The following is a 23,990-nucleotide window of genomic DNA, read 5'->3' as shown; positions in this document are numbered from 1 at the left end:
ACCTCGATGGAGCGAGAATGTTCAAGAAGATCGTCGCACTGCTGTTCGCCGGTGTGCTGACCTTGGGATCCGCAGCCCCCGCCGGAGCGGAAACGGACCACGGGCGGGCGCGGCAGCACGCCCTCACCGCGCGCGAGGTCGGGGCGATGATGGACGAGATCGTGCCCGGCCTGCTGGCCAAGGACCGGATCCCCGGAGCGGCGGTCGTGGTGGTGGCCGGAGGCCGACAGGTCCTCGCCCGGGGGTACGGCGTCGCCGACGTCGCCACGCGCAGACCCGTCGACACCGAGCACACCGGCTTCTTCATGGGCTCGATGGCCAAGCTGTTCACCGCGACCGCCGCCCTGCAACTGGTCGACCAGGGACGGCTCGACCTGCATGCCGACGTCAACCGGTACCTCACCGACTTCAAGATCCGCGACACCTATCCGGGCCGGCCCGTCACCCTGGAGAACCTCCTGACCCACACGGCGGGCTTCGACGACGACATCGTCGGCGCCGCCCGGGCGAACCCGGCCGACGTCGAGCCCCTCGGCGAGAGCCTGGCGAAGCGGCAGCCGGCGAGGGTACGACCGCCGGGCACCGTAGTGGCCTACGACAACTACGGAACGGCTCTGGCCGGGTACCTCGTCGAGGTCGCGTCCGGAGAGCCCTTCGCGCGGTACGTCGACGAGCACGTGCTGCGGCCCCTGGGAATGAGCACGACGACGTTCGCCCAGCCGCACGCGGCCGCGATCGACGCCACCCTGGCCCGCGGCTACCGGCCGGCCGGCTCCGGGTACGCCGTCGAGAAGGGCCAGTACGGGCCGTGGTCGCCGACCGGCGCGGGGCCGGTCTCGACCCCCGCCGACATGGGCCGGTTCATGCTCGCCCAGCTGACGAACGACTCCCGGCTCGGCCGGGACGTCGCCCGGCGGATGCAGCAACGGCACTTCGCACAGGATCCGCGGATCCCCGGCATGGGCTACCAGTTCGAGGAGCGCCCGCGCAACGGCCGGCGTGTCCTGTTCAAGGACGGCGACGTGCCGGGCTTCCACGACCAGATGGCACTGCTCCCCGACGAGGGCATCGGCGTCTACGTCGCCTTCAACGGCGACGGCACGGACGCGGTCGCCGGCTGGGACGGCCTGAGCGTCATCGAGCGTCTCATCGACCGGTACCTCCCCGGCGGGACGACCGCGCCGCAGGACGCCCGGGCCGGAGACGTGTCCCGGTACGCCGGGACGTACCGGTCGGTCCGCACCAGCCACCATGCCCTGACCAAGGTCTCCACCCTCGTCTCGTCGGTGACCGTACGGGCCGACGGCGCCGGGGCCCTCACGACCACCGGGCTGACCCCCGACCCGGACAGGGAGACCCAGCACTGGGCGCAGGCCGGGCCCGGTCTGTTCCGGGAGCGCGGCGGCCAGGACCTGATCGCCTTCGACGGCCGGGGCATCCTGTCCGCGTCGGCGACGCCCGCGGAGGCGTACGAGAAGCTGGAGTGGGCCGACTCCCCGGCGCTCTACCTGCCGATGTTCGGGGCGGGCGCCCTGGTGCTGGTGCTCTGCTTTCTGGGCGTCCCGGTGGCCGCGCTCGTACGGCGTCTGCGCGGGCGCCCCGTCCGCTCCCGCGCGTCCCGCGCCGCCTGGCTGACCGCCTGGGTCACCGGCGCGCTCGCCACGGCGTTCCTGGCGGGGTTCGCGTCGCTGATGACCGACGGCAACGCCCTCACGGAGAAGATCATGCTGGGCTCGTCGTCGCTGACCGTCCTGCCGGTCGTCATGGCTGTGGCGTTCGTCCCGGCCGCCGGCGTTCTCGCGGGCACGGCCGCCGCCTGGTGGAGGGGCTGGTGGGGCTGGAGCGGACGGCTCGCGTACACGGCGATCGGCCTGGCCGGGGTGGCGTTCCTGAAGGTCGCGCTCACGTACAACCTCGTCGCTCTGCCGTTCTAGTTCCCATCCCCATCCCCATCCCCGAAACGAGGCGTCATGGACCGCGAAAAGATCGATCTCACCCCCGTCCAGAAGACGATGCTCGCCACCCTGTACGCCAGGGCGCTGGACAGCCGTGCCCCGCACTCCGTCCTGGGTGACCACACCGCCGACCAGGCGGTCGGGAGCGTCGACTACGACTGGCGCAAGACCGGTACGCAGGCACCGTGGGACGCGGCCATGCTGGCGCTGCGCGCACGGCAACTGGACCGCTGGACCGCCGAGTTCCTGGCCACCCATCCGCAGGCCACCGTGCTGCACCTGGCCTGCGGCCTGGACACCCGGGTACACCGGCTCCTCCCGTCGTCGTCGGTGCGCTGGCTGGACGTCGACTATCCCGAGGTCATCGGCCTGCGCCGCCGGTTGCTGCCACATCCCGGCGGGGACTACCGGATGCTCGGCGCCTCGGTCACCGATGAGGGATGGCTGGAGGAGATACCCGCCGATCGCCCGACCGTGGCCGTGTTCGAGGGGTTGACCATGTACCTGCACGAGGAGGAAGGCAGGCGGCTGATCCAGCGGATCTGCGGGCGGTTCGCCGGCGGGCAGCTGCTGTTCGACTGCTTCAGCACGCGGCTCGTCCGCTTGAGCCGTCGATTCTGGTGGGCGGGGGGCAGGTTGCGCGAGGTCGCGCGGAGCTGGCACTGGGGAATCGACGACCCGCGGGCGTTGGCGGGCTGGCATGCGGGGCTCGAGTACCTGGACGATCTGTACGTCGTCGACCAGCCCGACGTGGACGAGCTCCCTGCCGCGGCCCGGCTGGGCCTGCGGCTGGGGGCGCGCCTTCCCGGCGGCCGGGACAGCGGCCGGGTCCTGCGCTACCGGTTCTAGTGCTTGCAGGGCGTTACAGCTCGACTCGGCCGGAGACGCAGGTGATCGTGCCGCCGCCGACCCAGATCGTGTCGTCGCCGTCCACCGAGACGTGAACCCGTCCTCGGCGGCCGAGCACGGTGCCCTGGCCGGCCACATACGGCGCGGTCACCCGGCCGGTGCGCAGCAGCCATTCGGCGAGCGACGCGTTCAGGCTGCCGGTCACCGGGTCCTCGGCGGTGCCGTTGCCCGTCGGGTGGAACGCCCGCACCTCGACCGCCTCAGGAGAGCCGGGCGGGTACGGCCCTGCCACACCGATGTACAGCGTCTCGATGTCGCCCGGCCGCAGCGCGAGCACGGCATCGGCGTCGGCGAGCAGCAGTGCCACCCAGTGAGGGCCGTTGTCGGCCCACTGCGCGTCCACGATCTCGTCGCGGTCGATACGAAGCATCGCCGCGATCTTCCTGACCAGCGCCTCATCGACAGGGCCGGACCGTACGAGCGGCGGCGCGGCGAAGGCGAGCCCGTCATCGGTCCGCCGCACGGTGACCATCCCGGCACCGCACTCCTGCACGATCACATCGCGCTGCCGGTCACCGGCGGCCGACAGCCACGCATGGCAGGTCCCCAGCGTCGGATGCCCCGCGAAGGGCAGCTCCGTGGACGGCGTGAAGATCCGCACTCGATAGTCGGCGTCCGGCGTCGTCGGCGGCAGCACGAACGTCGTCTCCGACAGGTTCGTCCACCGCGCGAACCGCTGCATCTCCTCGGCCGACAGCCCCTCCCCATCGAGCACGACCGCCACCGGGTTCCCCCGGTACGGCTCGTCGGTGAACACGTCGACCTGCTGGAACTCGCGTTGCGTCGTCATAGGCCCCATCCTGTTGGCCGAACCGAACACGGCCCCAGAGCCAATCCGAACCAGTGGTCTTCCCTGCTCGCCAACACCCCACGCGGCACTGGTGCGGGTAACGGCTTCGACGTCACCTCCGGGGCCATGTGAATCGGCCGGCTTTACCCCGCCGACGTGCTCGCGGGCGGCAAGGCAGGTGGTGACGGTGAGGCCACCGCCGGCGGAGTCCCCGGCGAACGCGATGGTGGAAGGGTCTTCGCCGCTGTCGAGCAGTGCGCGGTAGGCGCTCAGCGCGTCTTCGATCGCGGCCGGGAACGGGTGCTCGGGGGCCAGCCGGTCGAGCGGCACGGGATCGTCACGTCGCAGTTCGAGTTCCTGCGCCACCTCCGTGACCATCCCGGGTCCCGGGTGGCGGATCTGGCTGCCGAGTTCGCGGTCGGTATCGGGGCGACCAGCAAGGGCGTCGACCGCCTGGAGAAGCAGGGATGGGTCGTCCGGCAACCGAATCCATCGGATCGCCGGTCATCGCTGCTGGCGCTGACCGATGAGGGCTTGCAGTTGGTCGACGCGGCGGAGGGCACCTTCGCCGAGCGGCTGGCCGAGCTGATCGGAGGCACTCTCGACGGACCCCTGATGTCGACCGTTGCGCAGACCCTCTCGCAACTCCGCTCCGCACTGGAACGCGATCAGATCGGCATGCCCACAGGCTGACGCACGCCTAGGCCCCTCGCACGGTCACGTGACGCGTCGTGACGTCGGCGTTCTCGACGACCGGCGCGTGTGCGGCATGCTCGAACGTGAGGTTCGTCAGGCGCACGTCGCGTACGGGGGCGGTCTGCGCGCCGCGGATCCGGTAGGCGTAGTCGCAGGGGCCGCCGACCGACCAGTCCCGTACGGTGATGCCCGACACGTCCGGATACAGCTCGCCGCCGGCGCCGCCCATGTAGGTGTAGGTGACCTCGAACGGCACGTACGTCCACGCGGGGCACGAGACGTCGGTGACCCGGACGTTCCGGATGTACCCGCCGCGCGTCGAGGTCGATTTGATCGACAGGATCCACGCGACACTCGCCTCGTCGAGCGACGCGTCGTGCGGGAGACGGAGCCGCCGCGCGACCACGTCCGACACGCCGCCGCTCATCTCGCTGCCGATCGCCACCGCGCCGCCGCCGCTGGTGAAGACGCAGTCCTCGACGAGGATGTTCTTCGACGGGACGCCGACCCGACGGCCGTCCTCGTCCCGTCCCGACTTGATGGCGATGCAGTCGTCGTGGGTGGCGAACCTCGTTCGCTGGATCACCACGTCCTGGCAGGAGTCGGGATCGCAGCCGTCGCCGTTGGGCCCGAGACTCTCCACTGAAACGTCGCGCACCGTGACGTTCCGGCACAGCACCGGATGGACGTTCCACATCGGAGAGTGCCGCAGGGTGACGCCCTCGATGAGGACGTTCCGGCAGGCGTACGGCTGGATGAAGCTCGGCCGGAGGTAGTGGCCCGCGCCGAAGACCCGCTGCCCGACCGGGACCCCCTCCACGCCCATCCGTTCCAGGGCCGCCCAGTCCGCCCGCTGGTTCGGCATGCCGGGCTTCCAGCCGTACTGCCCGGAGCCGACCCAGAACCACCAGTGCCCGTTGTCGCCCTGGGCGTCGAGGACGCCCTGGCCCGTCACGGCGATGTCCCGCTGCCCGTGGGCGTAGATCAGCGGTGAGTAGTTGTACGCCTCGACGCCCTGCCAGCGCGTCAGCACGACCGGCAGGTACGCGGCCGGGTCGGTGTTGAACAGCAGGGTCGCTCCCCGGTCGACGTGCAGGTCGACGCGGCTCAGCAGGTGGATCGCGCCGGTCGCCCACCGGCCCGCGGGCACCAGGACGTGGCCCCCGCCCGCCGCGTGGCAGGCCCGGATCGCCGCGTCGATCGCCCGCGTGCAGTCGGTCGTCCCGTCGTCGACGGCGCCGAAGTCGGTGATCGGGAACCAGGCGTCGCGGAATCGCGGCGGCCGCACCCGCGCGGCGACACCCGCCGTGCCCTCGGCCGCGGTGCGGGCGAGCATCGGCAGCCCGCCCGCTACCAGCGCGCCCATCCTGAGCACGTCTCGTCTCGCGGGACCGGTCATGGGCCACCTCACGCCACAGGAAAACCTTTTCCCACACCGTGACATCCCGCGCTCCCCGCGTCAACGCCGGAGACGACGCACTTGATAGATGCCGGTGACGATCAGCGCGGGAGCGAACTGCCAGGGGCCGACGCCGGTACCGGCCAGGTGCAGGGTGAGGACGATTCCCCCGGCACCGAGGGCCATCAACAGCGCACCGCCGTGAATGACCCGGCGGCCGAACCGCTGCACGACCTGAGCGACACCGAACCCGACGATCACACCGACCGACCAGGGCACCGTGGACAGCCCCGCCCGCAGCGGCGAATATCCCAGCCCCACCTGCAAGAACAGACTGAAGACAAGGGAGAACCCGGCCATCCCGGCAAAGAACACGACCCCCACGATCAGCCCTCCCGTGAAACCCCGCTTGCGGAACAGGCTCGGCACGACGAGCGGATCAGCGCCCGCACGCTGCCGGCGGCTCTCGTACCAGCCGAAGAGGCCAAAGACGACGACACCCCCGGCCATCATCGAGAACGTCCACACCGGCCAGCCGAGCTCGCGGCCCTGCACCAAGGGAAAGACCAACAGCAGCGAGGCCACCCCCGCGAAGGCCACACCGCCCAGGTCCAGCCTGGGCGGACGCGTGGACCGCGACTCGGGCAGAAACCGCAGGCCACCCAGGACGGCCAGGAGCCCGAACAACGCCACCCACCGCCACCGGTAAACCTCCGGGACGGCGGTCCCGGCACGGAACTCATCGGTCGCGGCCACGCCGGTCAGCGGCCGGCCAGCTCGGAGAAGATCTCCACCAGTTCAGGTCGTTCGAACGGGCCGACGTGGGGTGCCGCAACGCTTCGCACGTCGGTCGGGTTGTCCGGAGTGAGGCGGTCGGCCTCGCTGATGAATCGGTCCTGCAGTGCCGGCGGAATCAGCCGGTCGAGGGTGAAGCGCACATACGTCCGCGGAATCCGGCCCCAGGTCTGTGCTTCGCCCCGGGCGTCGGCCATGGGAATGCCGGCGGGCTCGTCCGGCTCGAGCATGTTGAGCAGCCGCCTCGCGCCCTCGTCGGTGAAGTCACCGGCCAGGCACTGCTTGATGCCGTCGATCACGTCCGGGTCGGCCGAGCGCCAGTTGATCCGGCTCACCCCCAGGTTCGCCGGATCGGCGGCCATCGCCGCCATCACCCGGGGAAGCAGGCTCTCGCTGTTCTCGGGTGTTTCCAGATAGGCGGCCAGGTTCGGCAGGTCGACGCAGCAGTACGCCGCCATGTAGACGACCCGCTCGAGCAGGTCGGGGATGGCGTTGCCGACCCTGCTCACGGTGACGCCGCCCTGGCTGGCGCCGGCGAGGATCACGGGCCCGTGGCTACGGGCGCGGCGCACCACGTCCACGACGCGCTCGACATAGTCGTCGATGGTGACCTTGGCGAGCGGCGACGGCTCGGTCGCCAGCGCCTCGAGGTCCTGCGGAGCCTGGTACGCCCGCGGGAAGAACCCTTCGGCGCCGTGTCCCGGAAGGTCGACGGCCACGGCCCGGTGCCCGCGCAGGGTGAGTTCGCTGATCAGTCCCGAGCAGAAGAACGACGAAGAGTTGGTGCCATGGACGAACACCAGGGTCGGCGGCCGGCGATCGTCAGCGGCGGCCTCTGCTTCGTGGTTCGTTGTCATCGCTGTCTCCCCTTAGGCCTCTTGTGGATGCGTACGACGTATCAGCTGCCGTGCGTACATGGTATCGACGTCACCAAAGATGTGGACCTTTTCCTGGTGTTTATGCAGACAAAGTGAACTAGTACTGACGGAATTGAACTAGTACACTCGCGACAGACAGACGATCTCACCGATGGATCGGGAGCTCCCATGCCGTCGTCGACGCAGCGACCGGATCCGCCCTACCGGCGGATCGTCGCGGAGATCCGTGCCCAGATCCTGTCCGGCGACCTGCGGCCCGGCGACCGGGTGCCCTCCATCCGGCAGATCGCCCAGCGGTGGGGCGTCGCGATCGCGACCGCGACCAAGGTGATGGCGGCTCTCCGCGACGACGAGCTCGTTGAAGCCAAGGTCGGTTCCGGCACGGTGGTCAGCGCCCGCACGCGCCCCAAGCAGCCGGCCGGCCTGACCACGTCGCCGAGACCGCGGCCCAAACAGGCACTGAACCGGAAGGAGGTCCTCCGCACCGCCATCGCGATCGCCGATGTCGAAGGACTCGACGCCGTGTCCATGCGACGGCTCGCGGCCGAGCTCGGGGTCGGTCCGATGTCGCTCTACCGGCACGTGGCGAACAAGGACGAACTGGTGACGCAGATGACCGACGAGGTCTTCGGCGAACCCGAGCTACCCGTCCCGGGGCCAGAGGGGTGGCGAGCCAAGCTCGAACTGATCTCCCGCCGACAGTGGGAGCTGTGCCGGCGGCACCTCTGGCTCCCCAGGGCCGTGTCGTTCACTCGCCCCCTGCTGGTGCCCAACATGATGGCGCACACCGAATGGACCCTGCGCGCACTCGACGGGCTCGGGCTGCCCATGACGACGCGGATTCGCGAAGCACTCACGCTGCACGCACTGGTCATCACCGTTGCCCTGCCCATGGCGGACGAGACCGAAGCGGAGCAGGAGACCGGTGTGCCACTCGACCAGTGGTGGCTGGAACAGCGACAGCGGGCCGACGAGCTCCTCGGCAGCGGACGATTTCCACTGCTGGCCACGATTGACGAGGAAACAGTGTCGGACCTGGACGGACTGTTCGAGTACAGCCTTGCCCGCCATCTCGATGGTTTCGCCGTCATGGTGGAGGATCAAGCCCGAGCGTGAACCAGTGGCGCCTTCTCTCCGCGCCGGACGCGACGCCGGGCCTTACGCGTCGCGCAGCCGGAGTAGCAGGCCGCCGGTGAGCAGCGACCCGGCGGCCCACGCGGCGAGCACGCCCAGCCCGGCCCACGGGCCGAGCGGCAGGCTCGACAGGCGCGTGGTCGACTGGACCGCGAGCCCCGCCTCCATCGGCGAGATCCGCCACAGGAGCCGTTGCCAGTCCGGGTCCGAGACCATGACCGGCAGGACCGCGAGGATGTACAGCAGGCCGAACACGACGCCGATGGCCGTCGCCGAGTCCCGTACGACGGTGGCGACGCCGAGGCCGAGCAGGGCGATCAGCGCGAGGTAGAGGACCGAGCCGACCGCCGCGCGCAGCGTCGGCCCGTCGGCCAGGGACAAGGGCGGCTGACCGTGCGCGGGCACGAAACCGTTGCCCGGCAGGATGAGCCGTGCGGCGAGCAGCGACCCGAGCACCGACATCGTCCCCGTGACCAGCGTCAGGCCGGTGAGGATCGTCGCCTTGGCGGCCAGGACGGCGTCCCGGCGCGGCATCGCCGCCAGCGTGGTCCGGATCATGCCGGTGCCGTACTCGCCGGTGATGACCAGGACGGCCAGGATGGCGACGATCGCCTGGCCCGCCTGGACTCCCGTCAGGGCGACCTTCGGGGTGTCGTACCGGCAGCCCGCCGCCGGGCAGGACACAGTCGCGGCGACCGCGGCGCTGACGGCGACGGTCAGGGCGACCCCGGCGAGCAGCAGCCAGGCCGTGCTCGTCACGGTGCGCAGCTTCGTCCACTCCGCGTGCAGTTCCCGTCTCATGAACCCTCCTTCGTCGGGGGGGCGACCCGAGTCGCCGTGCTCACGATTCGCTCGCTCCGCTCACTCATGAACCCTCCTTCGTCGAGGGAGTGACCCAAGCCGCTGTCCTCACGATTCGCTCGCTCCGCTCACTCATGCGTCCCTCCGGCGCAGCAGGAGGACGGCCAGGCCGAGGGCGAGCGCGGCGTATCCGCCGCAGACCGCGAGACCGGCCCACGGCGGCAGCGGATACCAACCGGCTTGGGGCGAGAAGGAGGCGGTGACCTGCGGGTACGCCGGGATGCTCTGCTGGATCGCGAACCCGGCGGCCGGGGTGAGCCGCAGCAGCCAGCGCGCCGCGTCCACGGGCAGGACGGACGTGGTCGCGAGGATGCGCGGCAGGATGACCAGCACGAGGGCGGTGGTGATCGCCGGGGCGCTGCGCCGGAACACCGTGCCGAGCGCGAGGGCGAGGACGGCGACGACGGCGACCAACGCGGCGGTACCGGCCACGACGCGCAGCTGGGTGAGCGAGGCGACCGGGAGGATGTAGTTCCCGTTGGAACGCAGGATGTGCGCGCCGACCGGCATCGTGACACCGGCGGCGACCAGCCCGGCGAGGAAGGTCAGCGCGGCGAGCACGACGGCCTTCGCCGCCAGCACCCGGCCCCGTCCCGGGGAGGCGAGCAGAGTGGTCCGGATCAGGCCCCGGCGGTACTCCGCGGTGATGAACACCACCGCCACCACGATCACGACGATCAGCCCCGCCGGCAGTCCGGAGAGTGTCTTCTCGATGGTCATGCCGTCCGTGCGGGGAGCGATGTCGCCGACCCCGGTCACGGTGAAGGTGCCGCCGGACTCCACGACACCGCCCGGATGGTGGATCGTCCCGTCGGGTTCCTTGGTGGCTCCGAGGTCGTCGTGGCTCCATGCGCCGCCCGACGTCCCTCCCCGCACGCTCACGCTTTCGAAGACGCCGGTGGCCTGGGCGAAGCGCGACGCCGCGACGACCCCGCCGAGATCCGCCTGCGTCACCGTCAGGTCGCCCGGGGACGCGGCGAACAGGCCGATCCGCACCGTGGCCGGCAGCCCGGCCAGACGGGCCGTACCCACCTTCGACCACCGGCTGCCGTCGGCCGACTCGTAGCCGGTGAGGTCGTCGCCGGAGCGGACCAGCCGCAGCCAGCGCGGGGACGTCCTCGACACGCCGCCTGGACCGCCGGCGACGTCGTGGGTGTAGTTGTACTGCATCCGCACGCCGTGCGCGCCGGTGAGCATCAGCGCCGCGTACGCCGACCCCTGCCGGGTGCCGTCCTTGACCATCACGCCGGCCTTCGCCCACGGCTCGACCTTGGAGATGACGTTCCGGACGCCGGGCGTGGCGTCCGGCAGGCGGACCTGGCCGGTCATGGAGGTCAGGCGAACCGTGATGGAGCCGTCCCCCTGCAGCGACCGGTGGACGAAGTAGAACTTGTCGTCCACCGCCTCGCCGCCCGGGCCGATCGGCACGGCGGGGCAGACATCGGTCGGGCCGCCGCACGACGATTGGCTGCCCGAGGCGGAGAAGAGCCCGAGCAGCACGGTGACCAGCGCCGCGATCGCCAGGCCGATCACCCAGCCGCGGACCGTACGGAACTTGGTCCACTCCGCGCGCAGCAGCCGCGCGAAGCCCGGCCGCCGTGTCTGCGGGCGGGATCGATTCGAGACGGTGGTCATCGGGCCGCCTCCCGCCCCGCGCGGAACTCCACCGCGTCCCGGGTGAGCTCCATGTACGCCTCCTCGAGCGTCGCGCGGTGGGCCGCGACCTCGGAGAACGGCACGGCGTTCGCGGAGAGGAACGTCACGATCCGCTCGGCCGGCAGCCCGGAGACGGTGAGCGTGTCGCGACCGGTGACGGTCACGGCGGCGCCGGCGTGCGCCAGTGCCGTCATCGCCCGGTCCGGGTGCAGGGTGCGCACCGCGACGCGGCCCTGGGACGCGGCGGCGATCAGGTCCGCGACGCCGGTGTCGGCGACGACCCGGCCGCGGCCCACCACCACGAGGTGGTCGGCGGTGTCCTGCAGCTCGCCCATGAGGTGACTGGAGACCAGCACGGCCCGGCCCTCCGCCGCCAGCGACCGCAGGAACCCGCGGATCCACCGGATCCCCTCGGGATCGAGGCCGTTGACCGGCTCGTCGAGCATCAGCACCGGCGGGTCGCCGAGCAACGCCGCGGCGATCCCCAGCCGCTGCCGCATGCCCAGCGAGAAGCCGCCCGCCCGGCGCCGCGCCACGGACCGCAGCCCGACCTGCTCGATCACCTCGTCGACCCGCCTGGTGCCCAGGCCCTGGGAGTGGGCCAGCCACAGCAGATGGTTGCGGGCGGTACGGCTCGGCTGGAGCGCGGCGGCGTCCAGCAGCGCCCCGACGTGGCGCAGGGGATCACGCAGACCCCCGTACGGTCGGCCGCCGACCAGCGCGGTGCCCGTGTCGGCCGCGTCCAGGCCGAGGATCACGCGCATGGTCGTGGACTTCCCGGCGCCGTTGGGCCCGACGAACCCGGTGACCCGCCCCGGCCGCACCGTGAACGACATCCCGTCCAGCGCCACGGTCGGCCCGAAGCGTTTTCGCAGGCCGTTGACCTCGATGGTTGCTTCCCTGTGCACTGTCCCGTCCTCTTCGCTCGGCTGTGAGGGAACCGGGCCGATCCTGGAGCGGACGCCGTAACGCGGGCCGAACGGGCGCTGTTATCCCGCTGTTAGGGCGGGCCGGGCATGCTGAGTGCCCGCACGGACGGAGGAGATGGTGATGTCGATGGGGCCGGTCCGCCGCCTCACCCGGTCGTTCCGCCTGCCGGACCGCACCGTACGGTCACGGTTCACCGCCCTGTACGGCGTCGTGTTCTTCCTGTCCGGCGTGGGGCTGCTGGTGATCGCCAACGTCGTGACCCTCGGGTCGAGACAGGTCAGCACACATGTGCCCGGCCCGGAGCCGGTGCCCCAGGAGGCCGCGCTGGCCGAGGCCCGGAAACAGATCGACTGGCTGCAGAATCAGCTGGCCGAGCAGCACGCGGCCCAGGGCCGCCAGGTGCTCGCGGGGTCGGCGATCGCGCTGGCCGTCATGGCCGTGGTGTCGATCGTGCTGGGACGCCTGATCGCGGGCCGCGTGCTGCGCCCGCTGCGGACGATCACGGCGGCGACGCGGCGGATCACCGCGGACAGCCTGCACGAGCGGCTGGCCGTGTCCGGTCCCGCCGACGAGGTCAAGGACCTCGCCGACACCATCGACGAGCTGCTCGAACGGCTGGAGGACGCCTTCGCGGCCCAGCGGCGCTTCGTCGCCGACGCCTCCCACGAGCTGCGCACTCCGCTCACCACCATGCGGGCGTCGCTGGACGTGGCGGTGGCCAAGCCGGAGCCCGCGCCGCCCCAGACGGTCGCCCTCGCCGACCGGCTACGCGGCGAGCTCGACCAGGTCGACCGCCTGCTGGAGGGTCTCCTCGTGCTCGCCCGGACGCAGCACGGCGACCTCCCGGATCGCGCGATCCTCTCGCTCGCCCATGTGGCCTCCGAAGCGGTGGCCGCCCGGTCCTCGGAAATCACCGCCCGGCGATTGACCGTCCACGAGACCGCGGACGGCGACACACCGGTACGGGGCAGCCGGGCGCTCCTGCGCCGCATGGTCGACAACCTCATCGACAACGCGATTCGCCACAACGAGGACGGCGGCTGGATCCGCGTCACCACCGCAGCCGACGGCGAGAACGCGCGCCTGGTGGTCGAGACGGGCGGCGCGGTGCTCGACCCAGGGCAGGTCGCCGGGCTGACCCGGCCGTTCCGGCGGCTCGGCGCCGACCGGACCGGCACGGGCGACGGGACCGGGCTCGGGCTGTCGATCGTCGCGGCGGTCGCCACCGCGCACGGCGGCACTCTGGACCTGCGCGCCCGCCCCGACGGCGGCCTGCGCGTCGGCGTCTCGCTGCCGTCGGTGGTCGGCGCGGAGCGGGCGGGCGTCCCGGCGTGAGATCGCATGGTGGCAGAGCGAATCGGCGGGCCGGCGCGAGAACGCCGGCGGCGAAGCGAACGGGCCCGCGTGAGGGTGCTGGTGGCGAAGCGGACGGATGGGCCGACGTGAGAGTGCCGGCGGCGAAGCGAACGGACGGGCCGGCGTGAGAGCGCATGGTGGCAGGGCGAATCGGCGGGCCGCCGTGAGAACGCTGATGGCGAAGCGGACGGACGGGCCGGCGTGAGGGTGCTGGTGGTCGAGGACGCCCGGTCCCTCGCCGACGTCCTGGCCGAGGGCCTGCGCGACCAGGGCATGGCGGTGGACGTCGCCCACGACGGGCTGGAGGCCGCGGCCAAGCTCGACCGCAACGCGTACGACGTGGTCGTCCTCGACCGGGACCTGCCGGGGATCCACGGTGACGTGCTCTGCCAGATGATCACCGAGAACGACGACCGGGCGATGGTCCTCATGCTGACCGCCGCCGGCGCGCCCGGCGACCGGGTCAGCGGGCTGAGCCTGGGGGCCGACGACTACCTCGCCAAGCCGTTCCACTTCCCCGAGCTCGTCCTGCGCGTCCGCGCCCTCGCGCGCCGCCGGCCCGCCGCTCGGGCCCGTACGCTTCGCGCGGCTGGGATCGAACTGGATCCGGTACGGCGCACCGTCGTCCGCGACGGCCGCCGGCTCGACCTGTCCCTCAAGGAGTTCGGGGTCCTCGAGGCGCTGCTGCGCGCCGCGCCCGCGTACCTCAGCGCGGAGGACCTGCTCGAACAGGTCTGGGACGAGCACGCCGATCCGTTCACCAACACCGTCCCGGTGACCATCGGCCGGCTGCGCCGCAAGCTCGGCGACCCGCCCGTGGTCGTCACCTCGCCTGGCGTGGGCTACCGCGTCCTCGATCCCGCCGACCCCGGCTGATCCGGGGCGTCAAAGCGGCCGGCCGAGGAAGGCGAGAAGCCGCCGGTGCGCGGGGGCGTCGGCGGGAGCGGGGACCTCCGGGCCGAACATGTCGGGGCGGCGGAAGGCGCTGAAGTCCATGCCGCACATGACGGTGAGCAGTTCCTCGCAGGCCGGCTCGTCGATGAGCGCCTCCTGGCCGGTGGCGACCGCCAGGTCGGCGCCGTGGACGAGGACCTCGGTCAGGTGGATGAGCGCGGCCATCGGGGCGGGGACGGCGCCGAACCCCAGCCGTACCGTCGCCTCGAGGACACCCGGGCGATGCCACGCCGCCCGGTCGAGGCCTGCGGCGGTGGCGTAGGCGGCCTGCGGGTCGGCGCCGAGCCAGTCGTCCTCGTGGGCGCCGCCGGCGTCGGTCCCGGTGAGCTCGGCGGCGAAGATCCGCATGCCGCCGACCAGGTGGTTCAGCTCGGTGCGCACGTCCCACTTCTCGCAGGGCGTCGAGGCCGCGAGCCGGTCGGGGCCGATGCCCTCGACGATGGCGGCGGTCATGGTGACGGCCCGGTCGATCTGGTCGATCACGCTGGTCATGGCGTTCTCCAGGGGTTGCGGAAGAGGGGTTCCCACGGTCGCCCACTAAAGCAGTCGGTGGCTGCGTTAGCAGCACGATAGGTCTCGTCCGACTCTTAACGCAAGTTGCAGCTGCGTTAAACTGAAGGGCGTGACGGAACAGCAGCGGGCCCGCCGACCCGGGGGGCGCAGCGCCCGGGTCCGCGCGGCCGTACACCAGGCGGTCACCGACCTGGTCGCCGAGCGCGGCCACGGCAACTTCACCGTCGGCGACGTCGCGGCCCGCGCCGGTGTGGCCGACACGAGCGTCTACCGCCGCTGGGGCACCCTCGAGGCCCTGCTCACGGACGTGGCGATCACCTGGCTCACCGACACCTCCCCGATTCCCGACACCGGCACCCTGGAGGGCGATCTGCGCTCCTACGCCGCCAACGTGGCGCGTGACGTCACCGGCCCCGACGGCCTGGCGGTGCTGCGCCTGGTCATCGCCCTGTCGACGGCCGGCGAGGCGGGCGTCCAGGCCAGGGGCCGCTTCCTCGCCGAGCGCGGCCGCCAACTCGAGGGCATGCTCGCCCGCGCCCGCGCACGCGGCGAACACGCCCCCGACGGCCTGGACATCCTCGACCACATCCTGGCCCCGATGTACGTCCGCGTCCTGTTCGGCGTCGGCCCGCTCAGTGCCGCCTACGTCGACGCGCTCGTCGACCGCGTCCTGTCCTCCCCGGCACCGGGATCAGGCGACGCGGCGGCGGGTTGAGGACCGGCCCGGCGATCCCGGGGAATTCGTCGTCGCGAGGTGTCCTGCCGGGATCCGGCCGTACGTCCTTAGAGTGAAGGCCGGCGACCGGAGTCGGCCCAGAACCCGAAGGAGTCGGTCATGCCTACGTACATCGCCCTCACCTACACGCGCGACGTCGACTGGACGCAGCCGGAGCACGCCGAGGAGACGAAGGACTACAACGAGTTCGGCAAGGCGGCCGCCGATGTGATCAAGGGCGGCCACGCGCTGTACCCGACCGCCACGGCGACGACCGTGCGGGTCTCCGGCGGCAAGGGCGGCGACGTGATCACGAGTGATGGGCCGTACGCCGAGACGAAGGAGGCCCTGACCGGCTTCTACGTGCTCGAATGCGCCGATCTGGACGAGGCGGTCGCGGTCGCGGCCAAGATCCCGGCGGCCTGGGACGGCGCGGTCGAGGTCCGTCCGGTCATCCAGTTCTGACCGATGGAGGCCGGTGGCGCGGCGGCGAGGCTGGTACGCGAGGAGGGTGCCCGCGTGCTGGCCACGCTGATCCGCGTCACCGGCAGCGTGGACCTGGCCGAGGACGCGGTGCAGGACGCCGTGGTCCGCGCGCTGGAGACGTGGCCGCGGGACGGCGTGCCGGACGACCCGCGCGCCTGGCTGGTGGTCGCCGCGAAACGCCGGGCGATCGACGTCATCCGCCGCGAGGCGCGCCGGGCCGGGAAGGAGGCGGAGGCGGTGGCGTTCATCCCTCCGGATCCCGAGCCTCCCGAGGTCGTCCGCGACGACCTCCTCCGGTTGGTCTTCACCTGCTGCCATCCCTGCCTGGCGGTGGAGGCACAGGTCGCGCTCGCGCTGCGGACCCTCGGCGGACTGTCCACCGCGGAGGTCGCCCGCGGACTGCTGGTGCCCGAGGCGACGATGGCCAAGCGCCTCACCCGAGCGAAACAGAAGATCGCGCGGGCCCGCATCCCGTACCGGGTGCCGCCCGCCGAGGAGCTCCCCGCGCGGCTGTCGGGAGTCGCGGCCACCGTCTACCTCATCTTCACCGCGGGGTACACGGCGGGCTCCGGCGGCGACCTGGTCCGCGCCCCGCTGACGGCCGAGGCGATCCGGCTCGCCCGCCTCCTGGCGGAGCTGATGCCCGACGAGCCGACCGTCCTCGGCCTGCTGGCGCTGTTGCTGCTTCAGGACGCCCGGCGCGCGGCCCGCGTCGACGCCGAGGGCCGCCCGGTCCTGCTCGCCGACCAGGACCGCGGCCGCTGGGACTTCACGGAGATCAAGGAGGGGGTCGAGCTGGTCGGCGCGGCGTTGCGGCGCACCCCGGAACGGCCGGACGCGTACGTCGTGCAGGCCGCGATCGCCGCGTGCCACGCGCTCGCCCCCTCGTACGCCGCGACCGACTGGGACGCCGTGATCTCCTGGTACGACGTGCTGCTCACCGTCCAGGACACCGGCGTCGTACGGCTGAACCGGGCGGTGGCCGTGGCCGAGCTGGACGGACCGGCGGCCGGCCTGGCCCTGGTCGACGCGATCCCGGGCCTGGACGAGTATCCGTGGTGGCACGCCACCCGCGCCGAACTGCTGCACCGCCTCAGCCGGCCCGCCGAGGCGCGCACCGCCTACGAGCGAGCGCTCGCGATCGGGATGAACGACCCCCAGGCCGACCACCTGCGCCGCCGGATCGCCGAGCTCCCCACATAGGCGTCGCGCGCTGGTCATCAGGCCGGGACGGCGACCGTTCTGCCGCCTTCCCGGCCTGACGTGGTCCGTCGTCATACCTGGTGTGCCGGGGCCATGCGCCGGTGACCAGGGGGAGGGGCCGGGTAGTCCTTGAGGTCGATGTTCGAGGCGAACCTGTCGGTCATCCACAGCATCGACTTGAGCAGGAACCGGCGCTTGAACATCTGGTTCCGCATGGTGATACGGGCCTGGGTCGGCGGGGCGAGGAACGGACCGGCGTTGCCCTTCCGCGCGATCTTGGCGTAGCCGCGGAACTCCTCCTCGTACCGCTGGAACGCCACGCGGTGGTCGCCGCCGGCCGCCGCGAGCTCCCCGGCGAGCACGTACGCGCCGACGATGGCCAGGCCGGTACCGAAGCCGCCCAGGGTGTTGCCGTACGCGGCGTCGCCGAGCAGGACGACCCGGCCCTTGGCGTAGTGGTCCATCTCGACACGGCTGATCGAGTCGAGGTAGAAGTCGGAGGCGTTCGGCAGCGCGGCGACGATCTCCGGGGTCTTCCACTTCGCAGCCTCGTAGGCGCGGGCGAGGAGCTGCTTCTGCTGGTCGGTGTTCCAGCGGTCGTACTCGAGCCGCTCGGAGGCGAAGACGAAGAACGCTGACGCCTTGTTGCCCCAGAGCGAGACCATGCGGCCCGGCTCGTTGTACATCACGCTCTGCGCCGCGGCGCCCCCGGCGGAGATGTCGGCGAGCGCGTAGTAGTGCCCGAGAAAGCGCACGTAGTCATCCTCGGGGCCGAAGGCCAGGCGGCGGACGTTGGAGTGGATGCCGTCCGCGCCGACCACGAGGTCGAAGGTGCGCGGCGCGCCGCGTTCGAAGGTGACGTGCACGCCGGCCGCCGTCTCGGTCAGCGAGGTGATCGAGTCGCCGAAGATGTACTCGCACCGCGCCGCCGTCCGCTCGTACAGGAGGGCGGCCAGGGCGCCGCGCTGGATCTCGATCGCACCACCGGTGAACTCGGCGGGCATGACCGCCTGCGGCCGCCCGTCCGCGTCGATGAAGGTGGTGTCGTGCGAGCCGGTCTGACGGCGGCGGACCTCCTCGAGGATCCCCATGCGCTCGAGGACCTTCATGTGGGTCGGGCCCTTGAAGTCGACGGCCTGGCCTCCGGCGCGCAGGGCGGGGGCCTTCTCGACGACCGTGACGGTGCAGCCGTAGCGCTCGAGCCAGTAGGCGAGGGCGGGGCCGGCGATGCTCGCGCCGGAGATCAGGACTGTCGTGTTCTTCATGTCCCCGACTCTCGCCGGGGGCGTTGACAGTCCGTCCGCTATCCGCTGACAGCCTCGTCGACGACTGTCAGCGCCTCCGCGCGGGACATCGCGGCACCGCGCGCGAACGCCGCGGCGAACGCCTCCGCGCCGACGAGGTCGCGGGCGCGGGCGGCGACCTGGTCGACGTCCCGGTCGCGGGCCACGGCCGTCCCGCGCAGCGCGACCGCCGCCCCCAGCAGGACCGCGGCGCGTTCCCCTGCCCCGCCCCGTACGACGATCCCGGCGAGTCCCTCGACGGCGTCGGCGAGGTCGACGGCCATCGGGGACTCCCGTGCGGCGGCGACGGCGCGGTGATGCCAGGTCCGGGCCGCGTCGTCGTCCCCTTCGGCCTCGGCGAGCCGGCCGAGCGCGGTGAACATCCACGGCTGTGTCGTCTCGGCGCCGAAGCTCACGTTTCCGGAGACGCGCAGGCCTTCATCGAGCCGTCGCCTGGCCTCGGCGAGGTCGCCGCCGAACCGGGCGATCTCCGCGAACCCGAGATGCACCGACGCCGGCGCGTCCGCACGGCCGGCCTTTCGGGACAGTTCTTCGGCCCGCCGGAGATCGTCGGTCGCGGCGGGAAGGTCGCCCTCCCGGATCAGCGCCTCGGCCCGGCGTACGAGGACGTCGACGGTCTCTTCGTACGCACCGAGTTCGTCGAGCAGCGTGAGCGCCTCGTGCCAGAGGTCGCGTGCGCGCGGCCACTCACCGCGCCGGCCCGCGATCACCGCGAGCCAGTCCAGCGCCTGGGCGGTCCCCCATCGCTCGCCGATCGCACGGAAGCGGGTCAGCACGTCCGCGAGCCGGCGTTCCCCTTCGGCCGGATCGCCGCCGAGCAGGATCATCAGGGTCACGCCGAGCTGTTCCAGCGTCTGGATCCACGGGTCGCCCTCCAGCAGGCGGTCGCTGCGCCCGGCCGGCCCCGGCGGCCCGGCGGTCATCGCCCACAGGGCCGCGGTGAACGGGTGCCGTAGGGGCCGGTCCATCGTCCCTATGATCGTCTCCGCCCGTTTCCAGTGCTCCGGACCGGGCCGGGGCATGGCCTGGACGACGCACGCGATGTACTCCTCGTCCAGCCCTTCGACGGGCGTCTCGAGGAGTCTGGCCGCGGCCTTCCCCGCCTCGCCGCGCCGCCCGCTCAGCCAGCCGTACGCGCCGAGTGCGGCGACGAGCCGCAGCGCCGTCTCCCGGTCATGGCGTACGGACCAGCGCAGGGCGGCCATCAGGTTGTCATGATCGGCGGAGAGCCGGGCCAGCCAGTCCAGCTGCTCGGCCCGGCGCAGCTGAGGGTCGGCGCGCTGGGCCAGGTCAAGGAAGTAGCGCGCGTGGGCGGCACGCACGCGCTCCGGCTCGTCGGTCTCGGCCAGGCGCTCGGCGCAGAACAGGGCGATCGTGTCGAACATCCGGTAGCGGGTGCCGTCCGTCTCGATCAGCGACTTGTCCACCAGGTCGACCACGGTGTCCGCCGCGTCCATGCCGCAGACCGCCTCGATCGCCTCGAACGACGCGCCTCCGGCGAAGACGGAGAAGCGCCGGGCCGCCACCCGCTCGTCGGGGCCGAGCAGGTCCCAGCTCCACTCGACGACCGCGCGCAGGGTCTGGTGCCGGGACGCGGCCGTACGGTCGCCCCGCGACAACAGGCGGAAGCGGTCGTGTTCGGCGAGGCGGCGGGCGATCTCCTCCACGGGGAAAGTGCGCAACCGGGCCGCGGCCAGCTCGATGGCGAGCGGCAGCCCGTCGAGCGCCGCGCAGATCCGCGTGACGGCCTCGGCGTTGTCGGGTCCGACCTCGAAGCCGGGCCGTACGGCCGCCGCCCGGTCGGCGAACAACCGCACGGCCGGGTAGTCCGGGGCGTCGGCGGGCGTGGAGTTCGGCGGCGGGACGTCCAGCGGCGCGAGCGGCACCAGCGTCTCGCCGGTGATCCCGAGAGGCTCCCGGCTGGTGGCCAGGATCCGCAGCCCCGGGCACTCGCCCAGCAGCCGGCGGGCCAGCGCCGCGGCGGCGGTGATGACGTGCTCGCAGTTGTCGAGGACGAGCAGCAGGTCCCGGTCCGCGATCGCCGCCACGAGGCGTGCGATCGGATCGGGCGCCTCGAGCGACTGGAATCCGGTCTCGCGCAGGCCGAGCGCGCCGAGGACCGCCTGCGGGACCTGGTCACCGTCCTCCAGCGGGGACAGGTCCGCGAAGACCGCCTCGCGCGGGCCGCGGCTCGCCGCCTCGATCGCCAGCCGGGTCTTGCCGGCGCCGCCGGGCCCGAGGATCGTGATGAGCCGCGCGTCCCGCAGCTCCTCAATGCGCGCGAGCTCGCGCTCGCGTCCGACGAAGCTCGTCAGCTGGGCCGTCGGCCGCCGGTGCGGCACCGGCTCCGGCTCCTGGGCGCGCAGCAGGGCCAGCTGGATGGCGGCCAGCTCCGGGGAGGGGTCGACGCCGAGTTCCTCGGCGAGCACGTGCCGGGTCTCCTCGTACACCGCGAGCGCCTCGGCGGGCCGACCTGCGGCGTTCAGCGCACGCATGAGCTGACCGCGGAGCCGCTCCCGCAGCGGGTGCTCGGCCACCAGCCGCCGCAGCTCCGCGACCGGTGACCCGTCGGGCAGGGCCAGCTGCGCCTCGACGAGGTCCTCGGTCGCGGCCAGCCGGAGCTCTTCCAGGCGGGCCTTGTCCGCGTCCGCGAAGGGCAGGTCGGCCAGTGCCGGGCCGCGCCACAGCCCGAGCGCCCGGCGGAGGATCGCGGCGGCGTCCGCGTGGCCGCCCGCGCCCAGCAGCCTCCGCCCTTCCCCGGCCAGCCGCTCGAAGCGGTGGACGTCGACGTCGTCGGGGTCGACCGCGAGCCGGTATCCGATCCCGTCGAACTCGAGCATTCCAGGCGGCAGGTGACGCCGCACCCGGGACACCTGCGCCTGGACGGCGTTGAGAGCCCCGGCCGGGGGCTCGTCGCCGTACTGGCCGTCGACCAGTTGCTCCACGCCGACCGCCCGGCCCGCGTGCAGGAGCAGCATCGCGAGCAGCGCACGCGGCCGGGGACCGCCCACGGAGATCGTCTCCCCTTCGGCCGACCGGACGTCCAGGGGACCGAGGATGCCGAACCACATGCCGCCGATTGTCCCGGCAAACCGGTGCACTCGGGACCGTCCGCCTAGTCGCTTCCGCCCCTCCCGCCACTCCTGTTCGCCAATCAATGGCCGATCAGTGCTATTTAGCTGCTAATCCAAGGATTTCCGTTAATTGGAGCGTTCCGCCGTTTTACTCTGACGTTGTCACGGGGGCGCTGATCGACGATCACGGGGGATCTTTTTGGTGCGGCCTGAACTGGAACTGCCATGCCTTTACTTTTCCATCGCTGAAAACCAGCAGAGTAGGACATAGTGAATATTCGCACCGTGGGAGTGGAGGAGGAATTCCTCCTCGTCGACCCGATCAGTGGACGGCCCCGTGCCGCGGCCGACGCCATAATCCGGCGGGAGCCCCACGGAGGTGATGGCGGCCTGCTCCAGAACGAGTTCCAGTGCGAACAGCTCGAGACCGGCACCCGCCCGTGCTCGTCCATGACCGAGCTCGCCGACCAGATCCGCCTGCAACGCCACCTCGCGGCGACCGCCGCACGGCGTCAGGGCGTGGCGCTCGCCGCGCTCGCGACCTCCCCGCTGCCGGTCCGGCCCACGGTCACGCCCAAGGCGCGCTACCTGCGGATGGCCGAGGAGTACTCCCTCACCGCCGACGAGCACCTGATCAACGGATGTCACGTTCACGTGGGGGTCGAGTCCGCCGACGAGGGCGTCGCCGTCCTCGACCGGATCCGCCCCTGGCTGCCGCCCCTGCTGGCGCTGAGCGCGAACTCCCCGTTCTGGCAGGGCACCGACAGCGGCTACGCCAGCTACCGCCGGCAGGTCGTGGGCCGCTGGCCGTCCTCCGGCCCGACCGAGCTGTTCGGTACGGCGGCCGCCTACCGGGCGGCGATCGCGGCGATGCTGGACAGCGGCGCGATCCTCGACGAGGGCATGGTCTACTTCGACGCGCGGCTGTCCTGCCGATACCCCACGATCGAGATCCGCATCGCCGACGTCTGCCTCCTGATCGACGACGCCGTGCTGGTCGCCACCCTCGTCGCCGCGCTCGTGGAGACCGCCGCGCGCGCCTGGCGGGCGGGCGAGGCGGCCTCGCCGGTGCGCACCTCACAGCTCAAGCTCGCCACCTGGCGGGCGGCCCGCTCCGGTCTCCGGCACGAGCTCGTCCATCCGGTCACCGGCCACCCCGCCCCCGCCGAGACCGTCGTACGGGCACTGCTCGACCACACGACGCCTGTGCTCGCCGACACGGGCGACCTCGTCCCGGTCGAAGGACTCCTGCTCGGCGTCCTCAAGCGGGGTAACGGCGCGGAACAGCAGTGGGAGATCCACCAGCGGACCGGCGACCTGTCCCAGGTGGTCGCCCACGCCGTCGCCCGCACGCTGGAGTCGTGAAGCCATAAAACCTGCCTACGGCCACCGCCCGGTCAGCGGGCGTGCAGGTGACCGCCGAGGAAGGCCAGTTGGTCCGGCAGGTGCGGCTGCCAGAACGCGCCGTCGTGGCATCCGCCGCTCATCGCCCCTTCTGGGTGCAGCCGCGCCCGCAGCCGGCGGACCATCGGCGCGAACGGGTCGCTGGTGCCGCAGTCGACCCTGGTCGGAACGCCCCTCAGCCGATCCAGGCCCGCGAACACGTCATTGCGCGCGAAGTCGGCCGCGTCGTCGAACGCCTGGTGGTTCGTCCGGCGCGCGTTGTCATAGGACGGGAACAGCGCGGGCGAGGAGGCGACGGCGGCGGCCATCCGGGGCGCGCCGACCGTCTCGGCCAGGAGCAGCGCGCCGTAGCCGCCCATCGACCAGCCGATCACCCCGAACCGGTCCGTCGACGCCCCCTGCCGGCGCAGCCGGGGCAGCAGCTCATCGACGATCATCCCGAGAGGGTCCTCGCCGCTCGCGCGCCGGTGCCAGTACGTGCTCGGCCCGCCGTCCACCGCGACGAGCGCGAACGGCGGTACCTTGCCGGTGCGCACGGCCTCGGTCAGGTACCGGTCGAGCCGGAGACCGGCGGCGGCCGAGGCCCCACTGCCGCCGTTGCCGTGCAGTGCCACCGCGACCGGCAGTCCTCGCAGCGACGTGACGCCCGCCGGGAGCACGACGACGGCCGTGACGTCGGTGCCCCGCCGACGCGAGGAGAAGGTCTGCGTCTGGACCACGCCGGGGGTGGGCGGAGGGCTCGGCACGGACCCGCAACGCCCGATGGCCCGGTCGAACGCCACCTTGCCCGGCAGCACGTCCTCCTCCACAAGGACCGCCCCGACCCCTCCGGCGACCGCGACCGCCCCGACGCCCGCGCCGCCGAACAGGAAGGCACGCCTCGACACCATGGAAACCGCCTCTCGCCGTCGTGTTCCGACAGAACAGACGCCCGCCGGCGGCCCGTGGTTCAGGTCCCCTGGTGATACGCGATGGGTC

Annotated in this window: 21 protein-coding genes and 1 pseudogene; 10 read left to right on the top strand and 12 right to left on the bottom strand. The window is 72.2% G+C overall.

Translation table 11 applies throughout. From position 1 onward, the window contains the following. Window positions 1-17 precede the first annotated feature (17 nt). Entirely contained in the window at window positions 18-1,934 is a 1,917-nt protein-coding gene (locus ABEA24_RS00590) for a serine hydrolase domain-containing protein (protein ID WP_345428181.1), read from the top strand. A 36-nt stretch (window positions 1,935-1,970) separates the two neighbouring features. Further along, the gene (locus tag ABEA24_RS00585) at window positions 1,971-2,804 is read left to right on the top strand and encodes a class I SAM-dependent methyltransferase (RefSeq protein ID WP_345428178.1); all 834 of its coding nucleotides are present in this window, start codon (window positions 1,971-1,973) and stop codon (window positions 2,802-2,804) included. A gap of 13 nt (window positions 2,805-2,817) precedes the next feature. On the opposite strand, the gene ABEA24_RS00580 is transcribed toward ABEA24_RS00585, so the two are convergent. Both ABEA24_RS00580 and ABEA24_RS00575 read right to left on the bottom strand, forming a co-directional pair. Beyond that, window positions 2,818-3,654: a PhzF family phenazine biosynthesis protein gene (locus tag ABEA24_RS00580; protein ID WP_345429595.1), complete on the bottom strand. Its 837-nt coding sequence runs from the start codon at window positions 3,652-3,654 to the stop codon at window positions 2,818-2,820. A gap of 216 nt (window positions 3,655-3,870) precedes the next feature. Beyond that, a pseudogene (locus ABEA24_RS00575) lies at window positions 3,871-4,032 on the bottom strand (alpha/beta hydrolase fold domain-containing protein); the annotation flags it as partial. Between ABEA24_RS00575 and ABEA24_RS00570 the strand changes: the two are divergent. After that, window positions 3,955-4,347 (top strand): MarR family winged helix-turn-helix transcriptional regulator, encoded by a 393-nt coding sequence (locus ABEA24_RS00570; protein ID WP_345428176.1) that lies wholly within the window; start codon window positions 3,955-3,957, stop codon window positions 4,345-4,347. The pseudogene ABEA24_RS00575 and the gene ABEA24_RS00570 overlap by 78 nt on opposite strands. 7 nt (window positions 4,348-4,354) lie before the next feature. On the opposite strand, the gene ABEA24_RS00565 is transcribed toward ABEA24_RS00570, so the two are convergent. Genes ABEA24_RS00565 through ABEA24_RS00555 form a run of 3 tightly spaced genes read right to left on the bottom strand, consistent with a single transcriptional unit; the run spans window position 4,355 to window position 7,401 of the window. Further along, window positions 4,355-5,749, bottom strand: a complete 1,395-nt coding sequence (locus ABEA24_RS00565) for a glycoside hydrolase family 28 protein (protein WP_345428174.1) — start codon at window positions 5,747-5,749, stop codon at window positions 4,355-4,357. A gap of 60 nt (window positions 5,750-5,809) precedes the next feature. After that, window positions 5,810-6,505, bottom strand: coding sequence for an efflux MFS transporter permease (locus ABEA24_RS00560; protein ID WP_345428172.1), 696 nt, complete (start codon window positions 6,503-6,505; stop codon window positions 5,810-5,812). Between the two features lie 5 nt (window positions 6,506-6,510). Further along, window positions 6,511-7,401 carry an alpha/beta fold hydrolase gene (locus tag ABEA24_RS00555; protein ID WP_345428170.1) on the bottom strand — a complete coding sequence of 297 codons (891 nt, stop codon included), beginning with the start codon at window positions 7,399-7,401 and terminating at the stop codon, window positions 6,511-6,513. A 189-nt stretch (window positions 7,402-7,590) separates the two neighbouring features. On the opposite strand from ABEA24_RS00555, the gene ABEA24_RS00550 reads away from it, so the two are divergent. Next, on the top strand, window positions 7,591-8,538 hold the full coding sequence (locus ABEA24_RS00550; protein WP_345428168.1) for a TetR/AcrR family transcriptional regulator C-terminal domain-containing protein: 948 nt from the start codon (window positions 7,591-7,593) through the stop codon (window positions 8,536-8,538). Between the two features lie 42 nt (window positions 8,539-8,580). Here the strand turns inward: ABEA24_RS00550 and ABEA24_RS00545 are convergent, their stop codons facing one another. The 3 genes from ABEA24_RS00545 to ABEA24_RS00535 form a co-directional block, all read right to left on the bottom strand. After that, window positions 8,581-9,357 carry an ABC transporter permease subunit gene (locus ABEA24_RS00545; RefSeq protein ID WP_345428167.1) on the bottom strand — a complete coding sequence of 259 codons (777 nt, stop codon included), beginning with the start codon at window positions 9,355-9,357 and terminating at the stop codon, window positions 8,581-8,583. 132 nt (window positions 9,358-9,489) lie between these two features. Beyond that, the gene (locus tag ABEA24_RS00540) at window positions 9,490-11,052 is read right to left on the bottom strand and encodes a DUF1349 domain-containing protein (RefSeq protein WP_345428165.1); all 1,563 of its coding nucleotides are present in this window, start codon (window positions 11,050-11,052) and stop codon (window positions 9,490-9,492) included. Beyond that, window positions 11,049-11,909 carry an ATP-binding cassette domain-containing protein gene (locus ABEA24_RS00535; RefSeq protein ID WP_345429594.1) on the bottom strand — a complete coding sequence of 287 codons (861 nt, stop codon included), beginning with the start codon at window positions 11,907-11,909 and terminating at the stop codon, window positions 11,049-11,051. The genes ABEA24_RS00540 and ABEA24_RS00535 overlap by 4 nt, the downstream gene beginning before the upstream one ends. 214 nt (window positions 11,910-12,123) lie before the next feature. Between ABEA24_RS00535 and ABEA24_RS00530 the strand changes: the two genes are divergently transcribed. Both ABEA24_RS00530 and ABEA24_RS00525 read left to right on the top strand, forming a co-directional pair. After that, the gene (locus tag ABEA24_RS00530) at window positions 12,124-13,338 is read left to right on the top strand and encodes a sensor histidine kinase (protein WP_345428164.1); all 1,215 of its coding nucleotides are present in this window, start codon (window positions 12,124-12,126) and stop codon (window positions 13,336-13,338) included. A gap of 222 nt (window positions 13,339-13,560) precedes the next feature. Further along, complete coding sequence (locus tag ABEA24_RS00525) at window positions 13,561-14,235, top strand: response regulator transcription factor (protein WP_345428162.1); 675 nt, start codon at window positions 13,561-13,563, stop codon at window positions 14,233-14,235. A gap of 9 nt (window positions 14,236-14,244) precedes the next feature. Here the strand turns inward: ABEA24_RS00525 and ABEA24_RS00520 are convergent, their stop codons facing one another. After that, on the bottom strand, window positions 14,245-14,805 hold the full coding sequence (locus ABEA24_RS00520; protein ID WP_345428160.1) for a TIGR03086 family metal-binding protein: 561 nt from the start codon (window positions 14,803-14,805) through the stop codon (window positions 14,245-14,247). Window positions 14,806-14,935: 130 nt separating this feature from the next. Here ABEA24_RS00520 and ABEA24_RS00515 point away from each other — a divergent pair, with 130 nt between their 5' ends. From ABEA24_RS00515 to ABEA24_RS00505, 3 genes are all read left to right on the top strand, one after another. Continuing rightward, window positions 14,936-15,541 (top strand): TetR/AcrR family transcriptional regulator, encoded by a 606-nt coding sequence (locus ABEA24_RS00515; RefSeq protein ID WP_345428158.1) that lies wholly within the window; start codon window positions 14,936-14,938, stop codon window positions 15,539-15,541. A 120-nt stretch (window positions 15,542-15,661) separates the two neighbouring features. Next, window positions 15,662-16,006: a YciI family protein gene (locus ABEA24_RS00510; protein WP_345428156.1), complete on the top strand. Its 345-nt coding sequence runs from the start codon at window positions 15,662-15,664 to the stop codon at window positions 16,004-16,006. A gap of 3 nt (window positions 16,007-16,009) precedes the next feature. Next, the gene (locus tag ABEA24_RS00505; RefSeq protein WP_345428154.1) at window positions 16,010-17,230 is read left to right on the top strand and encodes an RNA polymerase sigma factor; all 1,221 of its coding nucleotides are present in this window, start codon (window positions 16,010-16,012) and stop codon (window positions 17,228-17,230) included. A 71-nt stretch (window positions 17,231-17,301) separates the two neighbouring features. On the opposite strand, the gene ABEA24_RS00500 is transcribed toward ABEA24_RS00505, so the two are convergent. After that, on the bottom strand, window positions 17,302-18,495 hold the full coding sequence (locus ABEA24_RS00500; protein WP_345428152.1) for an FAD-dependent monooxygenase: 1,194 nt from the start codon (window positions 18,493-18,495) through the stop codon (window positions 17,302-17,304). A gap of 38 nt (window positions 18,496-18,533) precedes the next feature. Then, on the bottom strand, window positions 18,534-21,605 hold the full coding sequence (locus tag ABEA24_RS00495; RefSeq protein ID WP_345428149.1) for an ATP-binding protein: 3,072 nt from the start codon (window positions 21,603-21,605) through the stop codon (window positions 18,534-18,536). Between the two features lie 273 nt (window positions 21,606-21,878). Between ABEA24_RS00495 and ABEA24_RS00490 the strand changes: the two genes are divergently transcribed. Then, window positions 21,879-22,973 carry a carboxylate-amine ligase gene (locus tag ABEA24_RS00490; protein WP_345428147.1) on the top strand — a complete coding sequence of 365 codons (1,095 nt, stop codon included), beginning with the start codon at window positions 21,879-21,881 and terminating at the stop codon, window positions 22,971-22,973. Window positions 22,974-23,005: 32 nt separating this feature from the next. Here the strand turns inward: ABEA24_RS00490 and ABEA24_RS00485 are convergent, their stop codons facing one another. After that, the gene (locus ABEA24_RS00485) at window positions 23,006-23,902 is read right to left on the bottom strand and encodes an alpha/beta hydrolase (protein ID WP_345428145.1); all 897 of its coding nucleotides are present in this window, start codon (window positions 23,900-23,902) and stop codon (window positions 23,006-23,008) included. Window positions 23,903-23,990 lie beyond the last annotated feature (88 nt).

It is taken from the genome of Actinoallomurus vinaceus, assembly GCF_039542055.1.
In the GTDB taxonomy this organism is placed as follows: Bacteria; Actinomycetota; Actinomycetes; order Streptosporangiales; family Streptosporangiaceae; genus Actinoallomurus; species Actinoallomurus vinaceus.
Note: the sequence above shows the minus strand (reverse complement) of the source record. Positions and strands in the feature narration are given on the sequence as shown.

Bases quoted from the DNA above. Each gene is read 5' to 3' on its own strand.
- ABEA24_RS00550 (WP_345428168.1), top strand. From the start codon at position 7,591: ATGCCGTCGTCGACGCAGCGACCGGATCCGCCCTACCGGCGGATCGTC.
- ABEA24_RS00505 (WP_345428154.1), top strand. From the start codon at position 16,010: ATGGAGGCCGGTGGCGCGGCGGCGAGGCTGGTACGCGAGGAGGGTGCC.
- ABEA24_RS00500 (WP_345428152.1), bottom strand. From the start codon at position 18,495: ATGAAGAACACGACAGTCCTGATCTCCGGCGCGAGCATCGCCGGCCCC.
- ABEA24_RS00520 (WP_345428160.1), bottom strand. From the start codon at position 14,805: ATGACCAGCGTGATCGACCAGATCGACCGGGCCGTCACCATGACCGCC.
- ABEA24_RS00530 (WP_345428164.1), top strand. From the start codon at position 12,124: ATGTCGATGGGGCCGGTCCGCCGCCTCACCCGGTCGTTCCGCCTGCCG.
- ABEA24_RS00585 (WP_345428178.1), top strand. From the start codon at position 1,971: ATGGACCGCGAAAAGATCGATCTCACCCCCGTCCAGAAGACGATGCTC.
- ABEA24_RS00540 (WP_345428165.1), bottom strand. From the start codon at position 11,052: ATGACCACCGTCTCGAATCGATCCCGCCCGCAGACACGGCGGCCGGGC.
- ABEA24_RS00495 (WP_345428149.1), bottom strand. From the start codon at position 21,605: ATGTGGTTCGGCATCCTCGGTCCCCTGGACGTCCGGTCGGCCGAAGGG.
- ABEA24_RS00510 (WP_345428156.1), top strand. From the start codon at position 15,662: ATGCCTACGTACATCGCCCTCACCTACACGCGCGACGTCGACTGGACG.
- ABEA24_RS00485 (WP_345428145.1), bottom strand. From the start codon at position 23,902: ATGGTGTCGAGGCGTGCCTTCCTGTTCGGCGGCGCGGGCGTCGGGGCG.
- ABEA24_RS00565 (WP_345428174.1), bottom strand. From the start codon at position 5,749: ATGACCGGTCCCGCGAGACGAGACGTGCTCAGGATGGGCGCGCTGGTA.
- ABEA24_RS00590 (WP_345428181.1), top strand. From the start codon at position 18: ATGTTCAAGAAGATCGTCGCACTGCTGTTCGCCGGTGTGCTGACCTTG.
- ABEA24_RS00545 (WP_345428167.1), bottom strand. From the start codon at position 9,357: ATGAGACGGGAACTGCACGCGGAGTGGACGAAGCTGCGCACCGTGACG.
- ABEA24_RS00580 (WP_345429595.1), bottom strand. From the start codon at position 3,654: ATGACGACGCAACGCGAGTTCCAGCAGGTCGACGTGTTCACCGACGAG.
- ABEA24_RS00555 (WP_345428170.1), bottom strand. From the start codon at position 7,401: ATGACAACGAACCACGAAGCAGAGGCCGCCGCTGACGATCGCCGGCCG.
- ABEA24_RS00535 (WP_345429594.1), bottom strand. From the start codon at position 11,909: ATGTCGTTCACGGTGCGGCCGGGGCGGGTCACCGGGTTCGTCGGGCCC.